Below are 25509 nucleotides of genomic sequence, written 5' to 3'. Positions count from 1 at the left end.
CGGCACCGGTCCCACCGCCCGCAGCGTCCCGGTTGGCTCCGGGTCGCGGGATGCCGTTACGGATCAGCCGCGCCCTCTTCAGCCCACGGATGTGCGCGCGCACGGCTGCTCAGCCCTGGCGTGCCAGACACTGCCCACCAGGGCCACGGGATAGTCGATCTCTCTGACCTGGCGATCATCGGTCTCGACCGAGAATCGCATCGGCAGGATGCTGCTTTCGAACGCGATCGCGCATTCGAAGCGCAGTTCGACATCGATCAGGCCGGTATCACCCGGGCCCAGCACCTGAGACTCGCCGGTGTCACGGACCTGGGCACCCGGTCCCTGCCCGGCCGCCGTACGAACAGTGATCGGCGCCTGCCCAGCGTTGGTCACCGCCAGCTGCCCATCCATCTGAAGAACACCCGAGACGTCCGAACCCTCGCCAGTGATCGACACGGGGACCGCCACGAGCGCGACCGAAGCGCGTCGCTCCCGTTCCTCCCGCGAGTCCCGCAGCTCGCTCACACCCAAGCCACCAAGCACCCCGCCGACCACGAAGGCAGCGGCGAGCCCGACACTCATCTTCCGTCTGGTCAGGAGGCCGTCGGAAATTACGCTGCCCGTCGTCTTCGACTGCCGGTCGTGCTCATCCAGGTCGATCACTTCCCGCTCCGCCGACATGATGTCAGCCTAGGGCGTTCCCTGGCAGCGCGTCGCTGGTCGTACACCCCCTGCGGAGCGCAATGCCAATCGATGACCGAACACAGAACCAGGTCGCCGCCTCGATCAAGACTGCGACCTGGTGGACGACGGACGAGTCGACCTGTACGCCGGATTATGAACGCGAGACGCGCCCTGAGCAGGCGTTTTGTTCGCCTGGCACCCGCTCAGGGCGTCGCCAGGGCGCGCCGGGCCTAACAAAGGAGTCAACTAGGGATGCGGCAACAAACGAGGCTCGTGGCCATAGCCACCCGATTGGAGGCGTGCAACTTCGACACCAAGAGGGGTAATACGATAAGAAGTCGAAGCCGCGCCGTCACGTTGACGCACTTCCCCCAACGAGATCAACCCCTTCTCCTGCAGTTCAGCATGGGCGTCCGGGATGGTTCCTGAAGAAAGAAGTTTCAGATGAGTAGCTGCATTTCGAGAACCTTCGCGCGCAGCACGAATAGCCCGGTTTGCCGCAGAATGGAAAACGCTTTGCGCCCGAGGACTCAGCGACTGGTAAATTTCCATCAAATCCCTAACTCTGCCCGGGTCCGGCTTCCTTGCAAATTCAAAGTACAGAGGATCAGGTGCGCCTAATCTGGATCCGACGTTCTTAGAATGAAATCGAGGCGAACGATCCAGCAAGTCTTCTACCCTCGCCAGGATCGCAGCCTGAAGTTGATCGAGTTGCTCGGGCGTGGCCTCCGCTTGACCACTCTCACCAGAGACCTCAGCCAGAGTTTCGTCAACAGCTTCAGGGACCGCACGCGCAAGAGCAGCAGTTAGCACTTTACTAAAGTGTTCACGCTGCGTCACCAAGAGGGCGTCACTGGTTGCCCTAAGGGCTGCTAGCGCGGATTGAGTATCGGCGTTGATGCGCTCTGCTTGCATCACTTGCTGCGCACCCGACATCCCCTGCGCAAGCGAGACGATGAGTTGAGCCACAAACGCAAGAATGGCCAATCCCAGAGCGATGGTACTAAGCGTGTCGACATCCTTGGTGCCAACCACCACCGCTAAGGTCCCCAAGGAACAAAACGTCATCATCGCCAGTATGGCGGACAGCCAACCCCACGGAATTATGAACCCGACTGCCCGGCGATCTGTGGCACCTAGGATAGAATCCATCAATCATCTTTCAACGAGATCGAAGCCGTGAATTACCATCAGAAAGACGTTGATCGCAAGTGGGTGAGACCTACGACCGCAAGCATCAAACTTAGCCCGCCAAGCGGTGATTGTCGAATGCCCCTTCGACAACGGTCTAATCGACGGGGCAAGGCAAGCATTAGTAGCTCTCGAACCGCCTCACTCCACTGGAGAAGTCACATCTTGCCCAAGAATGTCATCGATGGCGCGCCGGGTGCGTTCCTCGCTGGCCGGCATCAGGTGCGTGTAGACGCGGAGGGTGAATCCGGGGTCGGTGTGGCCGAGGTAGGAGGCGAGAGCCTTGATGCTCTCCCCCGCGTCGAGCAGCGACGAGGCGTAGAAGTGGCGTAGGGCGTGCATCCCGGTGGAGCGGGTCGGCGTGATGCCGGCCGCCACGACGGCGGGACGCCAGCTCTTGTTGTCGAAGGTGCGCCGGTTGATCGCACCGCGCCGGGTGGTGGTGAACAGCAGCGGGACCGTGACCCGCTCGTCGGTGGCCGGGTCCTCCCACGGCAGGGTGAGCGACACCGGGGCGAAGTCGTCGACGTGCTGCTTCAGCACCTGGGCGACGGAGTCTGGCAGCGGTATCCGGCGGTCCCGGTCGTTCTTGGGTAGCCCGAAGACCAGCCGGGAGCGGACGAGCTTGACCTGACGGCAGACGTGCACCCAGCCGGTGTCAAGGTCGATGTCGTCGACCCCGAGGCCGAGAATCTCTCCCTGCCGCAGACCGCAGCCAGCGCCCAGGTCGACCATGGGGCGGTAGCGCTGGGCGAGGCCACCGCGGATTGCCGAAACCTGGTCGTACCGCCATGGCACCACCCGACGCTGCACTGGTCGCGGTGGCTTGACCGACTTTGCCGAACACGGATTCTTGGCGATCCGCTCGTCGTCGACTGCCGCGCCGAGGATGGTGCGCAGGTGCGCGAAGACCACGGCCCGGGTCGCCGGGGCCAGCTTGCCGACCATGTTCGCGTCCCATGCCCGGATGTGACCCGGCTTGATCTCGGCCAGCTTCTGCGAGCCGAAGAACGGCAGCAGATGCTTGCGTACCCGAAACTCCGTGCTCTCGCGGGTCGACTCGTCGAACGAGCGCGTCCGTAGCCACGTTTCGGCGTACTCGGCGAAGGTCATCCGGCCGGCGACCGGGTCGACGTACGAGCCGCGTAGCTTGTCCGACTCGGTCGAGACAAGGAACGCCTCAGCCTCACGCTTGGCCCGGTCCGGAAACGACTTCTTGCGTTCCCTGCCGTCCGGGCCGATGTAGCGCACCCGGTAGCGCAGGCCCTTGCCGAACAGGTCTGTCTTGACCCGTTCCCGTCGCCCGCCGGGGTGGCGAAGCGTCTTGTACCAACGATCCTCTACGTGTCCCATCAGGCCGCCGCCTGCTCACGTACCCAGGATCGGACCGCTTCCGGCTCGTACCGCAGGTGTCGGCCGACCCGAGCCGCCGGCGGACCGTACTTGACCTTCCGCCAGCGGTAGAGCGTTTCGGTCGGTACACGTAGGTACGCCGCCACGTCCCGGATCGTCCAGAGCCCATCGTTCGCCGCCATTACTGCCCCTCCCCCGTTGTGCCGTCCGTTTCCGTCGTCGAGGCGGTGCCGGGGAGCTGGGCGGCGCGGTCCTTGGCGGCGAGGAGTTCGGAGCGCCAGCGGGCACGTTCACCGATAGCCCGCAGCAACCGGTGCGCCATCGGGCCGACGTCGGGATCGTCGGGTCGGGCGAGTTCCCAGGCGTAGCGGACCGGTTCGACGGTGGCGCCCTGGTCGTCGACGCCCTCCAGGCCGACACTCACGCCGAGCAGGGCACGCACCCAGGCCCGGACGTCGTGCTTGTGGTCGGAGAGGGTCTTGCCGGACCAGTCGCGGGAGATGAGGATGCGCCGACCGCCAATGCCGAGGGTGTCCCGCTGGTGAACCTTGCCCTTGCAGCGGCCCGGCTTGAGCTTCGCGTGCGCCCGCTTCGGTTGGACGCCGTAGAGCAGCCAGTTCGCGCACCGGTCGGTGCACGGGGTGACCTGGAGTTCCTGCCACAGCCGGTCGAGGTGCGCCCGTTGCCGGTCAGTCGTCGCCTTGTGGACGTCGCCGGTGTGCTTGGTGATGTACTTCGTGACGTAGCGGATGGTCCGCTCGGCATCTTCGGTGCCGGGCATGACGCCGCGTGCGTCGACCTGGGAGCCGAAGCGCACGACGTGCACCGGTTCCGCGTCGAGGTCGTCGTCGATGGCGTCGAGTGCTTCCGACCAGGTGGTCAGCGGCGCGCGGGTGTCCTGGTCGACCCACACGGAAGCCTGCTCGTCCCAGACGGGCAGCCGGTCGAGGGTGTACCGCTGAACATCGACGCTGGGCCACCACACCTGGTGATAGGTAGCCGCCGCCACGGTCCGGAGCACGTCGCGCGGGATGGTGCCCCGGATGGCGAAGTGCGCGTGTGGGGCGAGGCGGCGTTGGGGCTCGACGCAGCCGGCGTACTGGACGTTCCATCCCTCGCAGCGGCGCAGATTCTGCCAGAACCGATCGAGCAGCCGAGGGAAGTGCACCGCGTCCCACGCCGCCCGGCGGTAGTCGTACCGGTCGGGGTTGAGCGGGGTGCCGTCGGGGCGGACCGGGCCGTACGAGTCGAGGGTGAGCGTGAGCCACATCGACGGCCGATAGCTGGTGCCGTCGGGGGCGGTGTAGGTCTTGCCGACCGTACGGCGCTCGACCTTACGCCGAGGCAGGTCCGGGGCATCCTGGCGACGGCGGGTAGAACGCTTGCGCCGCCGGCCGTTGTCGTCGTCCGCCTGGTCCTCGTCGTCGGTCGAGTGCGGCGGCGCCACCCGTCCCCGGAGCCCTTCGGCCGCGATTGCCTCTTCCACCTCGCGGATCGCCTCATCGAGGTCGGCGACCTGGTCCCACTGACTGGCCCGGGATGCCTCATCGCGGGAGAACTCCAGATGCCCGCGCAGCAGGATCAGCGCCTTCTGTTCCTCGGTCGCCGGCTCCGGTGGCGGTAGCGGCTCGTCGTCTCGGTGCCAGCCCTCGCGGATCTGGGCCTGCCGCAGCCGGCGGTTCTTCTTCGCACAGGGCGCGCACTTGTCTTCGCGGGTCGCGCCGCAAGGCAGGTCGATGACCTCGGTCAGGCCGGTGTTCAGGTCGGTACGGCGCATGGCGAGGGGACGGACGCAGACGCCGTATTCAGCCGCGATCTCCTTGAGCACGTCGACCGAGCGGGGTAGTGCCATGCGGGCCGCCCGCGACCCCGGCCGAGGTGGTGCAGCCGAGGTCGGGGCGGGTTCGAGGCCGGGCAGGGTGGGAGCCGTCATCGGCGCACCTCGGACGGACAGTGAAAGCGGTGGTGACGGTTGCGGGTGGATCGGTACTGTCCGGGCTCACGATCGATGGGAGTAGCGGGGTCGAGATGAGCGGCGGCGTGGGTACGACGGTGTTGTGGCGCCCGACCGGGCCGAAGGAGCTGGAGCTTGTCCGCGCCTCGGGGTGGCGGAAGTGGCCGCCTCGTCTGCCCGATCAGCCGATCTTCTACCCGGTGCTGAACGAGGACTACGCGGTCAAGATCGCCCGGGACTGGAACGTGCCTGCCTCCGGTGTGGGGTACGTGACCCGCTTCCACGTCGAGACGGACTTCCTCAGCCGCTACCCCGTCCGTCAGGTCGGCGGCGACACCATCCTTGAGCTGTGGGTGCCCGCCGAGGAGCTGGAGGAGTTCAACGCGCACATCGTCGGTGAGATCGAGGTCGTCCACGAGTTCCGGTAGCCGGCGACCGGCGTCGACGGCGCTCATCGGATGATCCCGACGACGTGCGGCCGGTGCGGCTGAACGACACGAGGAGGCACCACCGCCGGGACGACGGCCACCGGCTCAGTCGGGCGGACCGGTTCGATGTCGGCGGCGGGCGGTTCTGGCACCTCGTACCGCTCGGTGTGGGTTTGGGTCTGGACTGGTTCGGCGGGCGCGCTGGACAGCACGACCTTGACCAGGGCGAGGAAGGCCAGCGAGGGAACGGCGGCGACGATCCAGCCCCACATGGACGGCTCAGCCTCCGCCACCTGAGCAGCGAGGGAGAGCAGGGCGAAGGCGACCAGGAGGACGCCGACGAAGCCGACCGGTCGACCGTTGCGGCGACGGGCGCGGATTTCGAGGCCAAGGTAGATGGCCATGAGTTCGACGGCTACGGCGTTGGCCCAGCCGATCCAGTGTGGTTGGCCGTGGGCGACGGACAGGTCGTGGACGTGGGTGAACGCGGCGGCGCCGGCCATGGTGCCGATGGCGAGCAGGATGAGCAGGCGTACGGCGGATTCGATGCGGTCGCGGGTCACCGGCGGCCCCCGGTGTCGCGGACGGTCAGGGTGATGCGGATGCTTTGGCCGTCGAGGTCGCGGCGGCGGTTGACCATGTGCGCCAGTCCGTGCAGGGCGGCGGCGAGCCGGTCCGGGCTGCCGTCCAGTTCGATGTGCAGCGGCTTGATCCGGCCGGTGCCGAGAAAGAAGCGTTTGAGGGACATCGGTTACCTCCGGGCCGGGGCGACGCGGGTACGGATGTGCTCGGGTGGTTCACCGAGGGAGGCGACCGCTTCGGACAGGCAGCGCCACAGCGCCCACGCCTCGTCGGGGGTGAGGTGCATGCGACGCCGGCCGCCGCCGACGGCGAGATAGACCGGGTACGGGTCGGGCCGGTGCGGGTCGACGCGGACGGACACGGCGGTGCTGCTCTGCCCATTGGGGTGCGGGGCGCGCAGCCGGTAGAAGGTCGGGGTGGTCACCGCGGCTCACCCCCGTCGGTGTCGCGGAGGATGTTGAGCAGGGAGTCCGGCAGCAGCGGCCCGCGTGGGCGGGGCACCGGCGGGCGGTGGGTGGGTTCGGGGGCGGTTTCCCGGCCGACCTGGGCGAGGATGTCCGCCGCGTCAGCCGGAGCCGGATGGGTTGCGGCGAGCTGGCGAATGTCGTCGTCGGTGATGTGGGAGAAACGGACCCGGGCGGGTTCGGGGGTGCCGTCGAGGATCACGTAGCCGACGCCCTTGGCCCATCGGGGCATCTGGTCGGCCAGCGCGCCCCGGTTGCGGGCACCCTCGCCAAGGACGAGGTCGACCTGAGCGGCCTCGGTCAGGCCGAGCGCGATGCGGGTCGGGAACAGGTCCCGGAACGGCAGTACCTCCTTGCGCGGGTCCTGCAACGCTGCCACCACGAGGACGCCGACGCCGGCCCCCTGGGACAGCAGCAACCCAAGCGACGAGGCGATGCGCTTGCGCAGCTCGACGTCCTGAAGGTACGCGGTGAGGGCGGCCATCTCGTCGATGACGACCACGACCAGGGGGTCAGCCTCGGTCGGCGTGTGTACCCGGACCGTGCCGGCAAGGCGGGTCTGCCGCTCGCGTAGCACGGTGACGGCCTCGTCGAGGAGGTCGGCCATGGCCTCGAAGGACTTGCCGGCGAACCGGGCGAACAGTGGTCGGCCCATGGCGAACTCCATGCCGCCCTTGGGGTCGATCACCCACAGCCGCACCAGCCCCGAGCTGATCCCACCCGCCAGGGAGCGGACCAGGGACCACAGCACCGAGCCCTTCCCGGAGCGGGTCGCCCCACCAATCAGGACGTGGGTGGCGAGCAGGTGCAGCGACCAGCGCCGCAGGTCTTCCCGCCGGGCCAGGGGCAGCGCGGTGAGGTCCGGCACCGCAGGTACGTCGAATGGCTTGACCACCGTGCGCAGCGCATCGGTACGGACCACGACCAGGTACACCAGCGACGGCCGATCCCGGTACCGCAGCCGATCCACCCAGCCCAGCACCAACGCCCAATAGCCAGTCCGAACCGGCGGATCGCCGGGACGCTCCGAGTAGACCCGGGCGTGGCGGCGACCGAAGGCGTACGCGAGGTTGGCCGTGACCTTCTGGAACTCCTCCGGCGTCTGACCGCGCACCATGCGAACCGTCAGCACGTCGAGCGCCTGATCCGAGCGCACCCGCAGGAGCTGCGGCATGACCGGTCGGTGGTCGTAGGTGCGGGTCAGCCCGCACAGCGTCATGGCCTCCCGCCACGCTCGCCGGTAGACGAACACCTGACGGAACCAGCCCAGCACCGGCCCCGCGCACCAGGTCCACCACGATGTTTCGTGCTTCCACCGCCACACCGCCGACACCAGACCGGCCAGGACCAGCGGCACGATCAGCCCGGCCCGGCCGAACTCGGCATACAGCCACCCGCCGGCCACGACCAGGCCCACGATCACCGGATGCCGCACACACCAGACAGCAGCCCGGAACAGCCAGCGCAGCAGCATCCCGAGCGCGATCAGCCACAGCGGCAGCTCAAGCCGACGCGGGCGGATCACCATCAGATCCCCGGCCGTGGTCATCACGACCTCACCACGCGGCCGGCGGATCATCGAACACCCCGCACGACCGCTACCAGCACCCGCCCACCGACGGGCATACCCTTGGACACGTCAGGACCTCTCTCGACAGAGCAGGGGAAGAGACACCAGGGGGCGGGGCTGCCGTCCGCCAAGACCAGACAGCCCCGCCCCCACCAACAGCGGCTACGCCGCCGCCTTCTTGCCGCCGACCACCGGAGCCCGCAGCCCGGTCGCCCGCAGCGAATACGCCATCCGCCCGTTGTTTGCCACGTACGGCGTCACCGTCATCCCGTCGAACTCCACCGCCTCGAACGGCGCACCCGACGGCGGCACCGGCTGGTAGTCGGCCGAGATCTTCACCGTCGTCTCCCGGGACCGCTTGCCCAGCTCAGGGTCAAGGTCCATCACCCGGACCTGCCACACCCGCTGACCGGTCACCTTGTCCTTCGCCGGAGACCGCCGACCCGTCTTCTCGTCGTAGTCCTCGACCTCACCCAGCGACTCGGGCACCAACGCGCACCCCGCCGGGAACACGTCCTCGAACCGCACGGCGAACCTCGTACCGCCACGCAGAGCCATCGCCCACCCTCCAACTTGTTGACTTGTCTGCCAAGCTGCAGTCCAAGGTAGACGGCACTTGGCAGACAAGTCAACAAGTTTGCTGCCCATCGCTCGACGCCTGCACGACTGGGCTCCGCCACATGCCTAGCCGGCGAACCGACCCTGAGGCATGGGCCAGCCCCATCCGTCGCTGCCGGTCCTCGCTCTGGAGTCCCAGGGAGCAGGCAGCACAGGCGGGCTCATTCCTTCGGACCGCCGGATCCTCAGGCTGCCGGCACTCGTGCCGGCGGCGACGGCGGGGCTGTAGCTTCTACAGGGATGCTGGCCGAGTCTGGTGATGCCAGATCGGTAGCACTTGGCTGATGTTTGGAACTGCAATAACGGCGCGTATCGCAGTATCGTTGACGGCAAGTGTGTAACTTGGAGCAGGAACCGAAGCTAAGTCTGTACGGTTGGTTGCGCTAGGCGCTTAGCGCAACACGAAGCGGGGAAACTCATAGCCCCAACCAACAACCCGATGCTGCCGCCCCTCTGGGGAGGCATGGAGGAAGCCCCCGCGCACGCTGGCATACGAGAGCGAGGGCAACCCCGGCGATGAGCCCGTCTCAGGCGGGCTCATCCTCGTTGAGGACTGCACCAAGATGAGCAGCAAGCAGCACCAACAGTCTCAACAGGAGCGCCACGAGGCTCCCCAAATCGCTGAGACGCAGCCTGCCGACCTTCCGGCGCCTGCCAGCACTGCGACACGCGCAGACCCGGCGATCCTTCTTCGGCATCACACCAGCCTTCCCTATTGTGGGGGCGATTTTCGCCTCCTGGGGGGCATGGAGGCGACTCCTACCCCACGGCTGGCCGGTGGTTTGCCATCGCGATCGTATCGGGAAGTTACAGGAAGACCGAGAGACGCGCGGAGCCCTTTCACGATGAAAGGCGACGGTCATCGGATCGGCACAGTTGGGCACACTGGCTCGGCGCGGTAACAGCGATGGGCGACAGGGAGGCAGCTCCTTGAATGAGGAGAATTCACGTCCGGAAGGCGTGGACAATACAACGATTGAAGCCCTAGGTGAGCTGAGTAAGGCACTTGAGACAATCCACCGCGTACGCGGTCACCTGTACTCCGCGCACCAGCTCGTCGGCGGCGCGGACCTGACCCTTGATCGGGTGGTCGAGCTACTACGGCAGGCCGGTCACAACGAAGTTGCCGACCGGGTTGAGCGGGAGTTATTGGGCCGGAACGTCCTACCGGGTCGTTGGACCTTCCAGATCATGGAGGAGTTCGACGATGGGTACTACGCGGCGTTCCAGGAGGTCGAGCGGTACGCCCGGGAGACTCTGGCCGGTGGTCGGCGGCACATCTATGAGGCGGAGATGAAGGAGCGTCGGCGTACCCATGGGATGCCGGGGCATGAGGCTACGCCGCAGGAGTGAGCGACAACCCGTTCGGAAGCATCGTGGCCAGGGCTTGGGCTCTGGCCTCGATGATCTTCATGCGGCCTTCGTACTCGACGGGTTCACGGTGGGCGGCCTGACTGGTGACCTGGCCCGGCCACTTGCGGTAGAGCAGGCCGTATTCGCGGGTGAAGTAGCCCTCGCTGACCGCGCTGGCGGCCAGGAGTAGGCCTGTGTCCTCGGAGGCGGGGAGGGCCATCCAGCCGCCGAGGGCCAGAAGCAGGTCCCGGCGGATGCAGAGGGTTGCGGGGTGGACCTGAGCGCGGTAGCCGTTGGCTTGCCAGAACGCCAGGACGGCACCGCGGCCGATGGTTCCGTCGGCCGGGTCCTTGTCCCATCCGACGGTCGAGCCGTCGGGCATCAGATCCAGGACCCGCGAAGTCGTCCAGCCGATCTCCGGGTGGGCGTCGAAGGCGACGATGTCCCGGGCGAGCGCGCCTGCGGTGAGTTGGTCGTCCGCGTCGAGCACCTTCACGAGGTCGCCGGTGACGCGGGAGAGAGCGAGGGTGCGGGCGACGCCTGGGCCGCCGGGACGACCGCCGCCGATGCTGATGCGAGGGTCGTCCGGCAGCACCTGGGCCAGCGTCCCGGTCTGCCCGTCCTCCTGGACGAGCCACTGCCAGTCCCACCCGTCGGGCATGTCCTGCTTGACCAACGAGTCGTACGCGCCGGCCAGGTACTCGACACTCGGGGCGTGGACCGGGGTGATGACCGACACGAGCTGCGTCACGTTTTCCACCGTTGCAGTTTGTGGGAGTAGACCAGTTCCGTCCGGTCCCCCGGCATCACCACGTCGGCCACCTCGACGACCCGGCCGGCGGTGTCGATGGAGGTCTTGCGCACGGTCAGCACCGAGACGCCGGGGTCGATGTCGAGCAGTTCGGCCTCATCCGGCGACGGCGGACGCGCCCGGACCTCTTCGTCGATGCGGTCCAACTCGACGCCGATGGTGTAGAGCTGGTGCTGCGAGCCGCCGGGCCAAGGCTCGTTGCTGGCGTCGAGCAGGTCCGGGTTCGCAGCTACCAGGTCATAGGGCAGGTACGAGTACGACATGGTCAGCGGCGCATTCTCGTGCCGGGACGACGTCCAGTAGACCCGGCGCAGCAGCGCCGTACCCGGCTCAACGTGCAAGGCCGCCGCCATGTCCTCGTCGGCTTCCACGCGGGTGTACTCGGCGTGGAACTTTAGGTCATCGACGGTCAGGCCGGTGTCATGCTCGGTCGCGCCGGTCTTGAGCCGCTCGTCCTGGTCGAGCAGGACCCGGTCCTTCTCCCACTGGTACCGCTCAGCGTTTCGACGCCGTACCCGCTGTCGGGGTGCCCGTACGTAGGTGCCGCGCCCCTGCTCCGCGCGGACCAAGCCCCACTCGCGGAGCTGACGGATGGCGTTGCGGACACTGGTACGTGACAGGCCCGACGTGTCGGCCAACTCCGTCTCGGACGGCATCAGCGTGCCGGGAGCGAGTTCCCCGCTCGTGATCTTGACCCGCAACTCTTCAGCGAGTTGCAGGTAACGAGGGCGCCAGTCCCGGCCATGCACACCGGTCACCGTACCCCCTAGACGTTCCAACGACTGCCAGGTGGTCCCACCCGCAGGCCGCTCCGGCACTGGATCCACCGCCACCACCGGCCGTCCCGGTCGACGCGCGGGCACCGGAGTACGGCGGGAGCTACGGTCAGTGGCGGTCATGGTGTCCCTCCAACGGTTGTCCCTTGGTCATCACCCGCCACCGGGCGTAGGTCAGTTCGTAGATCAGCCGATCGAGCTGCACCCTCGACAGCAGCACCGACTGCGACGCGCCGGAGCGGGTCGCGTCGACCTTCAAGACCGGGTCGCGGCGCCGGAAGCGGTCCAGGAGCAGTTGCACGCTCACCCAGCCGCCGCCCTCGCTGCCGATCGTGGCCAGCAGCCGGCGATGCATCGGATCATTCGGCCCACAGCCCCGACACCAGTCAGGACACGACGCCTCACCGGCAGTGTTGACCCTGTGGATGTTGGTCGGCTCGTCACTGTCGCCCATGCTCGCCCTCCCCTGGTCTGGCGGCTTGCGTGAGGAGCGAGCGGAGCTGGTCGACGAGTTGCCCTGCTTGCGGGAGGGTGAGTTCGGCCCAGCCGGCACCGGCCCGGCACGAGGCATGCACCACGACCGAAGGAGGTTCGCCTTCGGAGCCGATCAGGTACGACACGACCAGCCCGGACGACCGGACCTCACCCACCCGCAGCAACACACCCCGATGGCGACGGGCCATGTGCGCCAGCACAGGCGCCACCAAATGCCCGCACCGATCCGGCGCACACCACGCGGGATGACTCGCCACAGCAGGCCGCCTGCTCGTCTGACTCATCGCGGCCACCGCCCACCGTTGCCCCGGAAGACCTGGCCACGGGTCAGCAGCGGCGCATGACGCAGCGTCGGCCGCTCACGGGTCCGTTCCATTGCCCAGCGCAGCGGACCTGCGTTGCGAGCAGGAGCGGAACCGCCGGAGCGGCTGCCGGCCCCGGACTGGTCCGGCTGTCGGCGGGACCGCCAGAATGAGAACCAGGGACGTCGACGATGAGAGCCAGGCATCGCACCTCCAGACATTGGGGAGCCGGTGGCCGACCAGGGGGAATCAGCCGGCCGCCGGCCCGACAGAGGTCTCGGCGCACCCTCCGACACCGGACGGGTCGGGTATCACCGAGCCACCTTTACGTGCGGCTACCGCAACCGGCCCACTAGGACGCCGCGCCTCACACGACCAGGTCCGACGCGGCAACACCGCTGATACGCGCCGCCATCCCAGCCGTGCATCCGGAAATGTACCTACAAGTGGATGAGTTGTCTACACATCAAAACGATGCTTCCGCTTGGCACTTGGTAAGACAAGTGCCAGGTACGGTGACCAGGTGCCCACCCCGCAATACGGACAGCCCCGCTACCGGGTCATCGCCGACGAACTGCGAGAGCGAATCGAGACCGGCGCGATCCCGCCGGGCGCCCTACTGCCAGCCGAAAGCGTCCTCACCGCCGAGTTTCGGGTAGCACGCGGCACGGTCCGCAAGGCGATCGCCGTTCTGCGGGACGACGGCTTTGCGGCCACCGAGCATGGCAGGGGTACATATGCGAGCCCGCAAATGCAAAATCCGCCGGACAAGCCAGAGGCAAGTCAGCGAGAGATACCAGCAGACGCGCGTTTAGCAAAGCTGTTTCAGGTCGAGATCGGAACAACGCTGATCGAACGGGAAAAGGTCATCCGGCGGGGAGAGCACGTCGAAGCAGTCGTCAGGGCTTACCACGTATGTAACGCCAGCCCATAACAACGGAGCGCATAGCTTCCTTACCCCATGCGTCACACCTGATGCCCGCCACTGGCGCGGAGAGCGGGAGCCTGGCAGGCCGCCGCAGGACGACGACCGTTCGTACGAGCTAATGGGCCGGTAGACGGGCCGCGCGCGGCGGACCGCGCCATAGTGCGAGTCGCCGCCGACCCGCAGTGGGGATGCAGCGCGGCGCGTGCGGGTCCACCCTCCGAGATCAAGGGCGCTGTGCGACGGCCTGCGGGCCGCCCACGACCCCGGAGCCTCTAGGCCCCTCGGGCCGGCGTTACCAGCAGGCCGAGGGCCTGCCAGGGCACATGGGCAACATCCCCACCACGGCCGTAGTCCGCCACTCGCGGTTTCCCTCATCGCCATTCGGCTCTAAACGGGGGGACGCAAGGGTCCGGTTTCCGACCCCGACAGTCGGGTGACAAGCATGTCACGGAGCGCTAAGCTGCGATTCTCCATGCGTTGATTTGAAAAGGCGGGGAGCGTGGTGTATTTCAGCGAGCAGTTTGGAATCGACTACCAAAAAAGTTTTGAGTGGTTCGATCCCATTCTCGAAGTCGACACTCTGCTCTTCATTGACCCGTTTCTGCTGTTTGCCGACAAGGCACCGGAGTGGAATCGCGCCCATGATCGCGTGATGGATTACTTCAACGATGCATTCGTGATGCTGGCTGAGAGTGGACTCAAAAAGAGTCACCAAAAGTATCGGCGCGTCCTCACCCTCATGGAGTTCCCTGAACCAGAAGAATTCCGGCTGGGATTCACCCGGCGCGGCACGAGAGGGTCCGGGTCGGGAAAAGGTCTTGCTAATCAAGTGACGTCTGCCATGGTGCAGGCGATTCGACGTGGCGTTGACGACATTCGACATTTTGAAGAGCTGGGCATCTTCGTGGAGCGCTTCAACCGCGACCGGATCTCCGATGTTATATGCAATCTACTTAAGCCAGCCTTCATCGAGTACACCCAGGCTATTTGTAAGAGCCACCAGGTCGAAATGCAGGAAGTTGAAATCGACCACAGCGTCTTCGACTCCGATCGCATGCGTTGGATGAAGGCTAAATGGCTGCTGCCGGTGGATCCGCAAACTAACGAGCCCATCATTCTTGCTCCGAAGCGCTTCCTGCGCGAGCTTCCAACGCTTGACGCCGGAGATTGGTACGACAGCCTCGATACGAGCCTCAGGGATGACTGGAACCTCAAGGTCTCTCGGGAAATGAACAAGGCCGACATTCTCGCTGCCGCACGTCAGCACATCGACAGTTTCAGGGCTTGGATTTCCAGGAAAGAGGAGTCGACTCCGCAACCCTACGACGTTGACGTTGATCCGAAGCTTTATGTTCAGTGGCAGCGCATCGTGCGTGAGGCTGTTGCTGACTCCACGATAGCACCTGCAGTTATCACTTCGGATGAGCAGATGATCGAGTTCGTGAAGACTGCGATGGAATACGTCCGCCACTTCTGCGAGTCGGCAAGGGGCTGGGAGTTGTTCTGGGAGATCAAGGGCGAGAAGTCGATCCCCGAACCAAATATGCAAATCCTTATCTACGGGCTAGTGAAAGCCTACTGCAATGCGGCACAGGTTTCGTTCGATCGAGAGGTTGAAACCGGACGCGGCCCGGTTGACTTCGTATTCACAGGCGATCGCCGAATCCGCGTAATAATGGAAGCGAAGAAGCTCAATCACGGCGAATTCTGGGGTGGCCTGGAAAGCCAGACTCCGATTTACGCCGAGGGCCTTCAGGTCAATCGGGCGATCTATCTCGCAATTCGAAATTCGACGAGTCGGGCCATGAACAAGCGATGGGTAGACCTTGATCGGATCGCGTCGCGCGCAAGCCAAGCCAAGGGCATTTCGATCACGGTCGAACGCGTCGACGTAATGCCGCGACTGTCTGCCAGTGATAGCCACAGGACCGACTACGCCCCGGCTGCCGGCGAACCGGATGACGCAGAGCCGTAGGCCGAACATCCGAGCTTCGAAGTCCTTCAGGCTCCGGGGCCACGGCTAGCCACTAACCACACCCTCGCCCCGGTCTCACGGAATTGGTCTAGCCATCCCGGACCAGCAACGATCGACACCGCCAACAAGGTATGTCCGGCCCTCTCCAGCAGGGTCGGTCGGGGCCACCCGATCTGGAGATTCCCCGGCGGTTACTTCCAGCCCGGCACTCGTCCGAGCCAACGAGTGGCCTGCAGGTCCTCTCCCGGTGCCGTGTAGTTCTGTACATGTAGCAACTTGCCGCCTGAGGCTGCGTAGGGGCGAACGCTTCGGTCGACGGCGATGTCTCGTACGACGATGAGGTCAGCGCCGTACGGGCAGGAACGGAAGTGGGCCACTTCGTTCGCCGTGTACTCGACCTCGGCACCCGCGCCACTGGTGCCTTTGACCTCCACGTGCTTCTCCTCTCCCGGCTTGCGGAAGACCAAGTCGAAGGGTTTGCCCAACTCTTCGACATCGTGCCAACCCAACTTCTCCATGTGCTCGATGGCCATCTTGACGGCGTGTTTCTCGACCGTGCTGGTGAACTCAGGATCGTTGGAGCGGCCGGCGCCACGGCGGCCCCGAACAGGCGGCAGTGAGGGGCGAGGGCTGCCGGCTGTGCGGCCGAGGTCGGGCACCGAGCTACCAGGTGCCGTGGGCACGCCCATCCTTTGCAGCAACGGCGCGACGTCGAGTTGAACGAGCACGCCGCGATTGCGGATGGCGGCCATACGTAGGCCCTCGCTTCCCGCTAGGCCCAGCATGTCGCCTGGGCTCGCGGAGATGTCAGCGAGTGTCCCCACCGGGGTGATCCCGAGACGGTAGGGGTAGATGACCTGACCGCTCTCAACCTCGTCAGGCCAGTGGGGAGCATGGCCTTCGTACCGGGGTGTGGTCAGCTCGCAGAGCACGAGGCTCAGCGTGCCTGCCTGCCAGACCTTTGCGTCAGCCCGCGGGCTGCCGTTGTCGTGGTCGTGTCCGAACAACACCCACCGGATCGGGCTGGAGTAGTGCGGCTCGTCGTCCTTGAACCCCCAGGTCTGAGTATCGAGGCCGAAGAGCAGGTTACGACGGCCGTTCGGGGAGGACGAGGACCAGATGCAGAGCACGGGGTCGTTCATGACACCTCACCACCTTGAGGGGCGTTTGAGAGCGAACGCTACAGCAGCCTCAGCTAGCGTCAACGTTAAAGCCTCCTGCAGCGGCGCGTGGATGCCAGTCCCATCCGAATGACGTCCCCGTGCCCAGCCCCTGGTCGGCGCGAGGCCGTGCAAGGCCCATTGCCGATTTGCTCTGGTTCGGATCAAGGCACCGCGCTCCGCGCGGTGCGGGGCGGCAAGCCCGGCCGGCGGCAAGCCGCCCCGGCCGCCTACGGCGCCGGGGCGGTGAGCCACCGACAGCTGCCGGGGCACCGCCCCACGGTGGGATCTCAGCTCAGCGCGAGTTCGTCCGGGAAGCGCTCGTGAAGCGCGGCGACGGCATGCTTCAGGCAGTAGTCGAGGCTGTGGCCGTCGACCCTGATCGACGCGCCGTCAAGCCGCTGACCCGAAATCACCACGGTCCAGGGCTTGCGCTCCCGCTCCCCGTCAATTTTGACCAGCCCGACCAGGCCCATCTCCCCCAGGTGCTCCAGCAGCTCCGGTACGCACTCGTCCCACCTCATCCACGAATGGGACCACCAAGACCGCTACGGAAGCCAGCGGGTCGGCCTGGTCGTGCGTCGGGGCTTCCGGCTGCCGCGCCAGTCCAACCCCGGGACTGGCTTGCCACCGAGTCACCGGGTCGCGGCGCCAGCTCCACCGCCAGGACGTGCCCGGCCCTCACCCACTGCCGCCGGCCCGAGTGCGGAACCACCAAGCGCCGGCCCCGGAGATGCCCCTACGACGGCACAGCCAGCCCGACCCGAGAAGGCGTCAACTGAGCCCGTACTCAGGGCGTCTCCAGGGCGTCAGGGCGTCTTCAGGGCGTCAAACGCCGGCCAATGTTGACCAAGGACGACCATCGATACCCGAACATAGAACCAGCTCAGAGCCTTGATCGCGGCTCTGAGCTGGTGGGCGACGGACGAGTCGACCTGTACGCCGGATTCTGTGCGCGGCGCGCACCTGCGTGCGTGCCGGCGGCGGCCATCCATCTCGGCCTGCCGTTGCCGACAGGCTCGTGCGGCCTACCCGCAGACATCGGGCGGGCCGCCCTCAAGCGTCTGCGCGGGCGTCATCCTGCGATGGCAGCCCTTTCTTGGCCTTGCTCCGGGTGGGGTTTACCGAGCCATCCCGGTCACCCGGGATGCTGGTGGGCTCTTACCCCACCGTTTCACCCTTACCGTCCCCGATGGGGCCGGCGGTCTGTTTTCTGTGGCACTGTCCCGCGGGTCACCCCGGGTTGCCGTTAGCAACCACCCTGCCCTGTGGAGTCCGGACGTTCCTCGGCGGCGGGCCGCAGCCCACCGACGCGACCGCCCGGTCGACTCGTCCGTCGCGTACCCATCCTAACGACACCGGGTCCGCGACTATTGCGCCCCTGTGTCAGGTGCCGGCGGGCACGAGGCTCACGCGGGTCATGCGGACAAGTGGCGATCCGTGGCAGTGGAGGTGGTTCCGGGCCGGCGTGTCGACCGCATTCGCTGTCACGGATCGCGATCACCGGGGGCACTCGGAGGTGGCTCGGAGGCGGCAGCGCCGTGGGGGCAGGGGGCGTAGGGCAGGCGGGCGGATAATGGCGCGGTGACGATGCCGCCGTTCCCTGAACCGACCGCGCCGGCCGACGGGCGGGCCGAGGTGTTCCTGCGCTACCTCGATTATTTCCGGGAGGGCGTGCTGGCGAAGGCCGCCGGGCTGACCGAGGAGGAGCGGCGGGGCAGCCGGCTGCCGTCCGGCTGGACCCCGCTGGAGTTGCTCAAGCACCTGCGCCACGTGGAGCTTCGCTGGATCGAGTGGGGATTCCAGGGGCGCGACGTCGCGGACCCGTGGGGCGACCAGCGAGACGACAGGTGGTACGTCGCGCCGGAGGAGAGCTTCGCGGAGCTGACGGCCGCGCTGCGGTCGCAGGGCGCTCACACCCGGGCGGTGGTCGAGGGCACCGACCTGGCCGCCCGCGGGGTGCCGGGGCCGCGGTGGGAGGGCGCGGATCCGGCGTCGCTGGAGCGGATCATGTTTCACCTGGTGCAGGAGTACGCGCGCCACCTCGGTCACCTCGACATCGTGAGCGAGCTGGCCGGCGGCCCGGTCGGCGAGTAGCCGGGGAGGGGCAACCGGCGCAGGTTCCGGACCGCTAGCCTGCGGATCATGGAACTCGCCGAAGCCGCGTTACTGCTCGCCGCCGGACTCGCCGCGGGTACGGTCAACGCGGTGGCCGGCGGTGGTTCGCTTATCACGTTTCCGGCGTTGCTCGCGATCGGGTTGCCGCCGGTGCCGGCGAACGTCACCAACTCGCTGTCGGTCGCTCCCGGATATCTCGCCGCTGTGGCGGGCAGCCGGGTGGATCTACCTCGGTCGCGGTTGCTGGCCGCGTTGGTGCCCACCACGGTGGTCGGCGCGTTGGCCGGTGCCGGGCTGCTGCTGGTCACCCCCGCGCGGGCGTTCGAGCTGGTCGTACCCTTCCTGGTGCTGGGGGCGACCGCGCTGCTGGCGTTCCAGGATCCGCTGCGCCGGCTGGTCGGCCACCCGCGTGACCTGACGCCCCGCCGCCGGGCCGTGACGGTTCAGGTGGTGGTGGCGCTGGCCGCGGTGTACGGGGGTTACTTCGGTGCCGCCGTCGGGGTGATGCTGGTCGCCGGGCTGGCCCTGGTGCTGGATGCGACGCTGGCCCGGGTGAGCGCGATCAAGAATCTGCTGTCCGCCGTGATCGGCCTGACCACGGTGGTCGTCTTCGCCATCGCCGGCCCGGTGAACTGGGCCGGGGTCGCGGTGGTAGCCCCAGCCACGCTTGTCGGCGGGTACCTCGGTGCCCGCCTGGTCCGCCGGCTCCCCTCGGTGGTGCTGAAGACGATCATCGTCAGCTTCGGCACCGTCATCGGCGGCTACCTGCTCTGGCGCGCCCTCTTCTGAACCGCCGATGGTGCCCACGGTGGCTCCGCGAATCGGAGGTCAGGCGACCAGAGTGCGAGAGCGGCGAGACGGGGCCGGGTGGCGGGTCAGAGGTCAGCGAGGTGGGCGGTTTCGTTCACCGAGCGGACGGCGACGCCGCCGTCGGGCCAGCGGTCCAGCACCGAGACGCCGGCCGCGTCGAGATAGAGGCGGTGCAGGAAGGAGTCGGTGGCGGCGAGCGCGTCGCGCAGCATCAGCTTGATCGGCGAGACGTGCGAGACCACCACGACGGTCTGACCGGGGTACGCGTCGAGCAGCCGTCGCACCGCCCGGTCGCACCGTTCAGCGACCGCGGCGAACGACTCGCCGTCCGGCGGGGCGACCCGGGTGGAGGCGAGCCAGGCGTCGAGTTCGCCGGCCCAGCCCTCGCGGACCTCGGCGAAGGTGCGTCCCTCCCAGGCGCCGAAGTCGCATTCGATGAGTTCGTCGTCGCGGCGTACCGGCAGGTCGCCGACGGCGGCGGCGATCGCCTCGGCGGTTGCGATGCACCGAGACAGCGGTGAGCTGACCACGGCCACGGCGTTCGGCGCGAGCGCGGCCACCCGCGCGGCCGTGGCCCGCACCTGGGCCTGGCCCTTGCTGCTGAGCGGGATGTCACCGCGACCGGAGTAGCGGCCCTGCTCGGTGTACTCGGTCTCGCCGTGCCGGACCAGGACGAGCCGGGTGGCGGTGAAGCTGGGCCGGGGCTCCCAGGACACCGGCGCGCTGGTCAGGTCGGCACCCGGTGACTCGGCCCGGGCTGCGGCGTCCATCGCGGCGTTGGCGAGGGCGTCGGCGTGGGTGTTGCGGTCCCGGGGGATCCAACTGAACCGTACGGCGGTGAACCGGCCGACCAGTTGGGCGGCCTCGGCGGCCAACGGGCGCAGACCGGGGTGCTTGATCTGCCAGCGGCCGCACATCTGCTCGACGACCAGCTTGGAGTCCATCCGGACCTCGACCTCGTCGGCACCGAGTTCGGCGGCGGCGGCCAGGCCGGCGATCAGTCCCCGGTACTCGGCGACGTTGTTGGTGGCGGTGCCGATCGCCTCGCTCCGCTCGGCCAGCACCTCGCCGGTGGCCGGGTCGCGGAGCACCGCACCGTACCCGGCCGGCCCGGGGTTGCCCCGGGATCCGCCGTCGGCCTCGACGAGGACCGTACGCGCGGCCACGGTTACAGCCCGGACTCGTTGGTGCGGACCATGATCCGGCGGCACTCCTCGCAGCGGACCACGTCGTCGGGGTCGGCCTTGCGGATCCGGGCCAGGTCGGCGCCGGAAAGCTCCAGCCGGCATCCGCCGCAGCGACCGGCGGTCAGCAGCGCGGCGCCGAGGCCGGTGTCGGTGCGGATCCGGTCGTAGAGCTGCACCAGGTCGGCGGGCAGGTCGTTCGCGAGGGGCTGGCGGGCGGAGCGCTTGAACTCCTCCTCGCGACCGATCTCGGCGAGGCTGTCGTCGCGCCGCTGCTCGGTGGCGGCCCGCCGTTCCCGCACCTCGGTCAGTCGCTGTTCCACCCCGTCCAGCACCGACTGGGCGGTCTCCCGCTGCTCCATCAGCTCCAGCTCGGCGTCCTCCAGGTCGCTCTGCCGGCGGTTGAGGGAGGCCAGCTCGTGCTGGAGCGCCTCCAACTCACGGGCCGGGCCGGTGCCGGCGGCCAGCCGGTCCTCGTCCTTGGTCTTGCGCGCCCGGACCTGGTCCACGTCCTTTTCCAGCCGGGCGATGTCGCGGTCCAGGTCGTCGACGGCGACCTGGGCGCGGACCCGCTCGTCCTCCAGGGCGGACAACTCCCGGGCGAGGGCCTCCAGCTCGGCCCGTTCGGGCAACGACCGACGCCGGTGGGCGAGCTGGGCGAGGGCGGTGTCGATCGCCTGGAGATCGAGCAGGCGGCGCTGGACCTGGGGGTCAGCCTTCACGGTCGGGCTCCTTGTCGTCCGCTGCGGGTTCGTCCGGCGCGCGTTCGTCCGGGTGCGGTGAGGCGGCGTGCACGGTCCACGGGTCGGTGTCCAGGTCGGACACCAGGGTCTCGACGCCGGGCGCGGCCCGAAGCAGCGCCGCGAGGTCGTCCAACCACGGCCGTTCGGTGGCCCAGTGGGTGGCGTCGAGCAACGCCGGCCCTCCGGTGGCGAGGTGCTCGCCGGCCGGGTGGTGGCGCAGGTCCGAGGTGAGGTAGGCATCCACCCCGGCGGCGGTGGCGTCGGCCAGGAAGCTGTCCCCGGCACCACCGCAGACCGCCAGGGTACGCACCAGGCGCTCCGGATCGCCCGCGGCGCGTACCCCGGCGGCGGTGGCCGGTAGTACGGCGGCGGCCCGGCGGGCCAGCTCGGCCAGGGTCAGCGGCTGCGGCAGGCGGCCGATCCGGCCGGCGCCGCGCCCCTCCCCCTGGGCGGGGGTGCCCGGGCCTGCCGGTTTCAGCGGGCGCAGGTCGAGCAGGCCGAACCGGGCGGCGAGCGCGTCGGACACGCCCGGCACGGCCACGTCGGCGTTTGTGTGTGCGACGTACAGCGCGACATCGGCCTTGATCAGCTGGTGGACGATGCGGCCCTTGTAGGTCGTCGGCGCCACCGACGACACCCCGCGCAGCAGCAGCGGATGATGGGCGATGATCATGTCGACGCCCGCGTCGAGCGCCTCCGCGACCGTCTCGGGAACCACGTCCACGACGCAGAGGACCCGGCGTACGGGGGCGGACGGCTCACCGAGCACCAGGCCGACCCGATCCCACTCCTCGGCCCAGGCCGGTGGGTAGTGCCGCGCCACCTCGGCCACCACGTCGGCGACGGTCGGCAAGGCTGCGGTTGTGCTCACGGCCGGTGAGCTTACCGGCGTCAGCACGTCTACCGGACGTCACCCGGCCGCGGACCTCGCCGCGGCCGGGCCGTGAACTCTGTGGTGGCCGGTAGCGAGCTGTCACCCGGGCCCGACCGGCGTCGTCAACTGTGGGGCTGCCGGTCAACCGGTCCGGCAGAGGCGGTCACGCACGGCGGTCAGCGGTAGCGCCCACGGGAAGGCGTGCTGGTGCCGCTCCCCCGTCCCCGGCGGATGCAGGGGGTAGACGTCATCACCGAAGAGCACCCCCACCCCCCATTCGGAGAGCCGGGCGAGGCCCGCCCGGAAGGCGGGGTGGGCGGCCATCGCCGCGTTGGTGTACGGCACGGCCACCAGCGGTATCCCCCGGCCCTGGGCCTCCACCAGCAGCCCCAGGGCGAGGGTGTCCGCGATGCCGGCCACCCACTTGTTCACGGTGTTGACCGTGGCCGGGCAGACGATCATGGCATCGGCGGTGGGCAGCACGTCCGGGTCGCCCGGGTTCTTGTAGTGCGTGCGTACCGGATGACCGGTCTGACGGGCCAGCGCGGTGCGATCGACGAACTTGGCACCGTCGGGCGTGGTGATCACGCAGACGTCCCAGCCGTCCTGCTGGGCCAGGTCGACGAGCCGGCCCACGTCTCGGGCCAGTGGCGAGCCACAGGCGATGATGTAGAGCACCTGGCGGTGCCCGTCGTGGCGGTGCGAACCGGTCATGCCGGCTCCGAGGTCATACTCCTACTCCCATGTGCTCAGCCAACTCTGCGATCGGAGAAGGCGGCGCACCACGTGTGCGACGAAGGACGTCCGACATCACCTCGTGGGCGATCGGGCGGCAGCGGATCTCGGAGGGTGCCAGGCGGTCACCGCGCAGCAGCATCTCCCCGGCGTTGGCCACGTCGCCGATCAGCGCGAAGCCCCGGGCCAGGTCGAGCAGGTGATGCGCCCGGCGTTCGGGCAGCATCGCGTCGAACGGCGCGGGCTGGATCTTCTGGCGGTGCACCTCGACGGCCCGCCCGCCGTCGCCCAGCTCGACGGCGGCCGCCGCCCGGTGCAGCTCGACATTTGTCGGCCCGAACGAGGTCCAGTAGTGGTTGTGGTCGCCGCCGAGCTCGACCGCCGCCGCGTGGGCTCCGTCGAGCAGATCCTCCACGGTGGCGCTGTCACCGATGCGGGAGGCGGCCATCGCACCCTGGAGCAGCAGCATCCCGTAGACGGAGAGGCGCTCGGGACGACTGTCGTTGCCGCCGCCCGGGGCGAGTTGGTTGGCGATCCGCACGTTCAGCTCAAGCGCCGGCCGGGGCCGGCCCATCGCCACCAGCGCGTTGCAGACCCGGGTGGTGGCGACCCCGGCGAGCAGCTGGTCGTCGGCGCGTTGCGCGACGGCGATGGAACGGTCGGCGGCGAGCCAGGCGAGATCACACTCGCCGAGTTTGCGCAGCACCGAGGAGGCGAGCTGGTAGACCTGCCCGAGCAGGTGGGCGGCACGCTGGGCCTGGTCGCCGCCGTACGCGGCGTCGGCCGCCTGGGCGTCGCGGAGCAGCTTCGGCAGGGCCCGGGTGAGCATCCCGTAGCGGCCGTACTGGTAGGTCAGCCAGGCGTGAGTGACCGCCTTGCTCATGTCGGCCAGCGGCGGTGGGCTCGGTGCCGCGTCGAAGTACGCGCTGATCGAGTCGTACCGCTCCAGCGCGGCCCGGATCTCCTCGACCTCGAACTGGTCGATGCAGTTGAGCGCGTCGGTGCGGCGTTCCGGATCCTTGCCGAGCAGCAGCTGCACGTCCATCTGGAGGATGTCGGCGATCTCGTAGAGCACGGAGAACTTGTCCAGCCGCCGCACGCCCCGCTCGATCTTGTCGACCCAGCTCTTCGACTTGCCCAACCGGTCGGCGAAAACCTGCTGCGACATCTTTCGCCGGCCGCGCCAGTAGGCCACCCGCCGCCCGATGGGTAGCTCGTCCATCTCCCCAGTCCTCCCCTTTGCTGGAGCCCTGGCCGGGGGCCGGGGGCCGTTCCGTGGGCGCGGCGATCCGTCCGGATCCCAGGTTTCCGCTGGTCGCACAGGAGGTGCGTCAGCCTTCTGGCCGAGCCTCGTAACTTTCGTGCAAGTTGCATCGGCCACTTTGTCAAACAAACGATGACGGGCTACGGCAGTGACGGGTCTCGACGTAGGAGCTGACGCCGGTCAGGCGCGGCGAGGGGAGATGGCACCAATGTGGGGGAATGTCGCACCGCACGTGGCGCGTCTGTCGCCGTTGGAACGGGTACGGCTGCGCCGGATCGCCGTGCGCTACGCCCTGCACGGCTGGGCGATCACCCCGGGCGCCTGCCTGGCGCGGAGCCGCTTCGTCTGCGGCCGGGCCGGCTGCCCGACCGTCGGCTGCCATCCCGCCCTGGAGGACTGGGAGCACGCGGCAAGCACCGATCCGGCGCGAGTGGCCACCTGGTGGCGGTCCCGGCCCCACGGCGTACTGCTGCCCACCGGCCGCTCCTTCGACGTGCTGGAGGTTCCCGCCCACCTGGGCCGGCTGGTCCTGGATGCGGTGCGCGTCCACCCGGTCGGTCCGGGGGTACGCGGACCGGTGCTGGTCACCCCGACGGGGCGCTGGATGTTCCTGGTCCGGCCGGGCGACCCACTGCGACCGGAACTGGAGCAGTGTTTCGACGTGGTGCTGCACGGTCGCGGCTCCTGGGTTCCGGCGCCACCGACCCGGCTGCCCGAGGGCCAGGTCCGCTGGGCAGTCGCACCGGAGCAGGCCCGCTGGCAGCTACCGGATGCCTACCTGGTGCAGAACACGCTGGTGGAGGCGCTGCGTGCGACCGGCGTGACGCTGACCCCGGCACTGGTACCCGGCCATCTGCCGCTGCCTCGCCGCAGCCGCTGACCGGGCGCGCGGTGCGACGCGTCGCTGGCCTTTGCCAGACCGGCTCCGGCGCGACCTTCGGCGCGCTCCCCGGCACCGGCAGCGAGACCCGAACCGACCGGCGCTCGTTGGATCCTTCGACGGCGCGCCTGCGCCGGGAGCGGGGATGCGATGTCCACCGGCGACACCAGACACCATCCGGGCGGAGCAGAGCCGCCCCGGCGACACCGACCCGGCCGCCGATGGGCGGCCACCCGTCCCCCGGGCGCCCGGCCCGGCCGTCCCCGGCCGACCGG

Annotated in this window: 27 protein-coding genes and 1 other RNA gene; 7 read left to right on the top strand and 21 right to left on the bottom strand. The window is 68.4% G+C overall.

Translation table 11 applies throughout. From position 1 onward, the window contains the following. Positions 1-78 precede the first annotated feature (78 nt). From O7624_RS23755 to O7624_RS23735, 5 genes are all read right to left on the bottom strand, one after another. Complete coding sequence (locus tag O7624_RS23755; protein WP_282237322.1) at positions 79-663, bottom strand: hypothetical protein; 585 nt, start codon at positions 661-663, stop codon at positions 79-81. 249 nt (positions 664-912) lie between these two features. Then, complete coding sequence (locus O7624_RS23750; RefSeq protein WP_282237321.1) at positions 913-1701, bottom strand: hypothetical protein; 789 nt, start codon at positions 1699-1701, stop codon at positions 913-915. 297 nt (positions 1702-1998) lie between these two features. After that, the gene (locus O7624_RS23745; RefSeq protein WP_282237320.1) at positions 1999-3210 is read right to left on the bottom strand and encodes a tyrosine-type recombinase/integrase; all 1212 of its coding nucleotides are present in this window, start codon (positions 3208-3210) and stop codon (positions 1999-2001) included. Continuing rightward, positions 3210-3392 (bottom strand): helix-turn-helix domain-containing protein, encoded by a 183-nt coding sequence (locus tag O7624_RS23740; protein ID WP_203220703.1) that lies wholly within the window; start codon positions 3390-3392, stop codon positions 3210-3212. The genes O7624_RS23745 and O7624_RS23740 overlap by 1 nt, the downstream gene beginning before the upstream one ends. Next, positions 3392-5143: a replication initiator gene (locus tag O7624_RS23735; RefSeq protein ID WP_282237319.1), complete on the bottom strand. Its 1752-nt coding sequence runs from the start codon at positions 5141-5143 to the stop codon at positions 3392-3394. The genes O7624_RS23740 and O7624_RS23735 overlap by 1 nt, the downstream gene beginning before the upstream one ends. Before the next feature lie 95 nt (positions 5144-5238). Here O7624_RS23735 and O7624_RS23730 point away from each other — a divergent pair, with 95 nt between their 5' ends. Continuing rightward, on the top strand, positions 5239-5592 hold the full coding sequence (locus O7624_RS23730; protein WP_282237318.1) for a hypothetical protein: 354 nt from the start codon (positions 5239-5241) through the stop codon (positions 5590-5592). 23 nt (positions 5593-5615) lie between these two features. Here the strand turns inward: O7624_RS23730 and O7624_RS23725 are convergent, their stop codons facing one another. From O7624_RS23725 to O7624_RS23705, 5 genes are all read right to left on the bottom strand, one after another. After that, the gene (locus O7624_RS23725) at positions 5616-6155 is read right to left on the bottom strand and encodes a DUF2637 domain-containing protein (protein WP_282237317.1); all 540 of its coding nucleotides are present in this window, start codon (positions 6153-6155) and stop codon (positions 5616-5618) included. Then, positions 6152-6340 (bottom strand): hypothetical protein, encoded by a 189-nt coding sequence (locus O7624_RS23720; protein WP_282237316.1) that lies wholly within the window; start codon positions 6338-6340, stop codon positions 6152-6154. The genes O7624_RS23725 and O7624_RS23720 overlap by 4 nt, the downstream gene beginning before the upstream one ends. A 3-nt stretch (positions 6341-6343) precedes the next feature. Next, positions 6344-6598: a hypothetical protein gene (locus O7624_RS23715; protein WP_282237315.1), complete on the bottom strand. Its 255-nt coding sequence runs from the start codon at positions 6596-6598 to the stop codon at positions 6344-6346. Next, a complete protein-coding gene (locus tag O7624_RS23710; RefSeq protein WP_282240736.1) occupies positions 6595-8187 on the bottom strand; it encodes an FtsK/SpoIIIE domain-containing protein in 1593 nt (530 codons plus the stop codon). The genes O7624_RS23715 and O7624_RS23710 overlap by 4 nt, the downstream gene beginning before the upstream one ends. Before the next feature lie 183 nt (positions 8188-8370). After that, positions 8371-8766 carry a transcriptional regulator gene (locus O7624_RS23705; protein WP_126711252.1) on the bottom strand — a complete coding sequence of 132 codons (396 nt, stop codon included), beginning with the start codon at positions 8764-8766 and terminating at the stop codon, positions 8371-8373. 990 nt (positions 8767-9756) lie between these two features. Between O7624_RS23705 and O7624_RS23700 the strand changes: the two genes are divergently transcribed. After that, positions 9757-10179, top strand: a complete 423-nt coding sequence (locus O7624_RS23700) for a hypothetical protein (RefSeq protein ID WP_282237314.1) — start codon at positions 9757-9759, stop codon at positions 10177-10179. On the opposite strand, the gene O7624_RS23695 is transcribed toward O7624_RS23700, so the two are convergent. The 3 genes from O7624_RS23695 to O7624_RS23685 form a co-directional block, all read right to left on the bottom strand. After that, on the bottom strand, positions 10163-10930 hold the full coding sequence (locus O7624_RS23695) for a glycosyltransferase (RefSeq protein ID WP_282237313.1): 768 nt from the start codon (positions 10928-10930) through the stop codon (positions 10163-10165). The genes O7624_RS23700 and O7624_RS23695 overlap by 17 nt on opposite strands. After that, positions 10927-11748, bottom strand: coding sequence for a GntR family transcriptional regulator (locus tag O7624_RS23690; RefSeq protein WP_282237312.1), 822 nt, complete (start codon positions 11746-11748; stop codon positions 10927-10929). The genes O7624_RS23695 and O7624_RS23690 overlap by 4 nt, the downstream gene beginning before the upstream one ends. A 127-nt stretch (positions 11749-11875) precedes the next feature. Further along, complete coding sequence (locus O7624_RS23685; RefSeq protein WP_282237311.1) at positions 11876-12121, bottom strand: precorrin-4 C11-methyltransferase; 246 nt, start codon at positions 12119-12121, stop codon at positions 11876-11878. 965 nt (positions 12122-13086) lie between these two features. Here O7624_RS23685 and O7624_RS23680 point away from each other — a divergent pair. Then, entirely contained in the window at positions 13087-13497 is a 411-nt protein-coding gene (locus O7624_RS23680) for a GntR family transcriptional regulator (protein WP_282237310.1), read from the top strand. 493 nt (positions 13498-13990) lie between these two features. Continuing rightward, positions 13991-15466 carry a hypothetical protein gene (locus O7624_RS23675; RefSeq protein ID WP_282237309.1) on the top strand — a complete coding sequence of 492 codons (1476 nt, stop codon included), beginning with the start codon at positions 13991-13993 and terminating at the stop codon, positions 15464-15466. A 191-nt stretch (positions 15467-15657) separates the two neighbouring features. On the opposite strand, the gene O7624_RS23670 is transcribed toward O7624_RS23675, so the two are convergent. The 3 genes from O7624_RS23670 to rnpB form a co-directional block, all read right to left on the bottom strand. Next, entirely contained in the window at positions 15658-16608 is a 951-nt protein-coding gene (locus O7624_RS23670; protein ID WP_282237308.1) for a DUF3883 domain-containing protein, read from the bottom strand. 308 nt (positions 16609-16916) lie between these two features. Then, entirely contained in the window at positions 16917-17150 is a 234-nt protein-coding gene (locus O7624_RS23665) for a hypothetical protein (protein ID WP_069088951.1), read from the bottom strand. A gap of 398 nt (positions 17151-17548) precedes the next feature. Beyond that, an RNA gene (gene rnpB / locus O7624_RS23660) (RNase P RNA component class A) lies at positions 17549-17958 on the bottom strand. A gap of 258 nt (positions 17959-18216) precedes the next feature. Between rnpB and O7624_RS23655 the strand changes: the two genes are divergently transcribed. After that, positions 18217-18723 carry a DinB family protein gene (locus tag O7624_RS23655; protein WP_282240735.1) on the top strand — a complete coding sequence of 169 codons (507 nt, stop codon included), beginning with the start codon at positions 18217-18219 and terminating at the stop codon, positions 18721-18723. Between the two features lie 48 nt (positions 18724-18771). Next, positions 18772-19533: a sulfite exporter TauE/SafE family protein gene (locus tag O7624_RS23650; RefSeq protein ID WP_282237307.1), complete on the top strand. Its 762-nt coding sequence runs from the start codon at positions 18772-18774 to the stop codon at positions 19531-19533. Positions 19534-19619: 86 nt separating this feature from the next. Here the strand turns inward: O7624_RS23650 and O7624_RS23645 are convergent, their stop codons facing one another. The 5 genes from O7624_RS23645 to O7624_RS23625 all read right to left on the bottom strand — a co-directional run bounded on the left by O7624_RS23645 (position 19620) and on the right by O7624_RS23625 (position 24312). Continuing rightward, positions 19620-20720 (bottom strand): bifunctional RNase H/acid phosphatase, encoded by a 1101-nt coding sequence (locus O7624_RS23645; protein WP_282237306.1) that lies wholly within the window; start codon positions 20718-20720, stop codon positions 19620-19622. A 2-nt stretch (positions 20721-20722) separates the two neighbouring features. After that, positions 20723-21460: a C4-type zinc ribbon domain-containing protein gene (locus O7624_RS23640; RefSeq protein WP_093401282.1), complete on the bottom strand. Its 738-nt coding sequence runs from the start codon at positions 21458-21460 to the stop codon at positions 20723-20725. Next, a complete protein-coding gene (locus O7624_RS23635) occupies positions 21450-22352 on the bottom strand; it encodes a Nif3-like dinuclear metal center hexameric protein (RefSeq protein WP_282237305.1) in 903 nt (300 codons plus the stop codon). The genes O7624_RS23640 and O7624_RS23635 overlap by 11 nt, the downstream gene beginning before the upstream one ends. 144 nt (positions 22353-22496) lie before the next feature. Continuing rightward, a complete protein-coding gene (locus O7624_RS23630) occupies positions 22497-23069 on the bottom strand; it encodes a flavoprotein (RefSeq protein WP_093401284.1) in 573 nt (190 codons plus the stop codon). A 13-nt stretch (positions 23070-23082) separates the two neighbouring features. Then, entirely contained in the window at positions 23083-24312 is a 1230-nt protein-coding gene (locus tag O7624_RS23625) for a helix-turn-helix domain-containing protein (RefSeq protein WP_093401285.1), read from the bottom strand. 241 nt (positions 24313-24553) lie between these two features. Between O7624_RS23625 and O7624_RS23620 the strand changes: the two genes are divergently transcribed. Continuing rightward, positions 24554-25234 carry a bifunctional DNA primase/polymerase gene (locus O7624_RS23620; RefSeq protein WP_170863261.1) on the top strand — a complete coding sequence of 227 codons (681 nt, stop codon included), beginning with the start codon at positions 24554-24556 and terminating at the stop codon, positions 25232-25234. The last annotated feature ends 275 nt before the right edge of the window (positions 25235-25509 follow it).

This window comes from Verrucosispora sp. WMMD1129 (assembly GCF_029581255.1).
Taxonomy (GTDB): domain Bacteria; phylum Actinomycetota; class Actinomycetes; order Mycobacteriales; family Micromonosporaceae; genus Micromonospora; species Micromonospora sediminimaris.
The sequence above is the reverse complement of the archived record's forward strand: the minus strand, read 5'-3'. Positions and strand labels throughout refer to the sequence as shown.

Excerpts from the sequence above, each read along its gene's own strand:
- O7624_RS23710 (WP_282240736.1), bottom strand. The coding sequence starts at position 8,187 with ATGACCACGGCCGGGGATCTGATGGTGATCCGCCCGCGTCGGCTTGAG.
- O7624_RS23740 (WP_203220703.1), bottom strand. The coding sequence starts at position 3,392 with ATGGCGGCGAACGATGGGCTCTGGACGATCCGGGACGTGGCGGCGTAC.
- O7624_RS23620 (WP_170863261.1), top strand. The coding sequence starts at position 24,554 with ATGGCACCAATGTGGGGGAATGTCGCACCGCACGTGGCGCGTCTGTCG.
- O7624_RS23650 (WP_282237307.1), top strand. The coding sequence starts at position 18,772 with ATGGAACTCGCCGAAGCCGCGTTACTGCTCGCCGCCGGACTCGCCGCG.
- O7624_RS23705 (WP_126711252.1), bottom strand. The coding sequence starts at position 8,766 with ATGGCTCTGCGTGGCGGTACGAGGTTCGCCGTGCGGTTCGAGGACGTG.
- O7624_RS23670 (WP_282237308.1), bottom strand. The coding sequence starts at position 16,608 with ATGAACGACCCCGTGCTCTGCATCTGGTCCTCGTCCTCCCCGAACGGC.
- O7624_RS23665 (WP_069088951.1), bottom strand. The coding sequence starts at position 17,150 with ATGAGGTGGGACGAGTGCGTACCGGAGCTGCTGGAGCACCTGGGGGAG.
- O7624_RS23720 (WP_282237316.1), bottom strand. The coding sequence starts at position 6,340 with ATGTCCCTCAAACGCTTCTTTCTCGGCACCGGCCGGATCAAGCCGCTG.
- O7624_RS23755 (WP_282237322.1), bottom strand. The coding sequence starts at position 663 with ATGTCGGCGGAGCGGGAAGTGATCGACCTGGATGAGCACGACCGGCAG.
- O7624_RS23625 (WP_093401285.1), bottom strand. The coding sequence starts at position 24,312 with ATGGACGAGCTACCCATCGGGCGGCGGGTGGCCTACTGGCGCGGCCGG.
- O7624_RS23685 (WP_282237311.1), bottom strand. The coding sequence starts at position 12,121 with ATGCATCGCCGGCTGCTGGCCACGATCGGCAGCGAGGGCGGCGGCTGG.
- O7624_RS23745 (WP_282237320.1), bottom strand. The coding sequence starts at position 3,210 with ATGGGACACGTAGAGGATCGTTGGTACAAGACGCTTCGCCACCCCGGC.
- O7624_RS23630 (WP_093401284.1), bottom strand. The coding sequence starts at position 23,069 with ATGACCGGTTCGCACCGCCACGACGGGCACCGCCAGGTGCTCTACATC.
- O7624_RS23730 (WP_282237318.1), top strand. The coding sequence starts at position 5,239 with ATGAGCGGCGGCGTGGGTACGACGGTGTTGTGGCGCCCGACCGGGCCG.
- O7624_RS23655 (WP_282240735.1), top strand. The coding sequence starts at position 18,217 with ATGCCGCCGTTCCCTGAACCGACCGCGCCGGCCGACGGGCGGGCCGAG.
- O7624_RS23735 (WP_282237319.1), bottom strand. The coding sequence starts at position 5,143 with ATGACGGCTCCCACCCTGCCCGGCCTCGAACCCGCCCCGACCTCGGCT.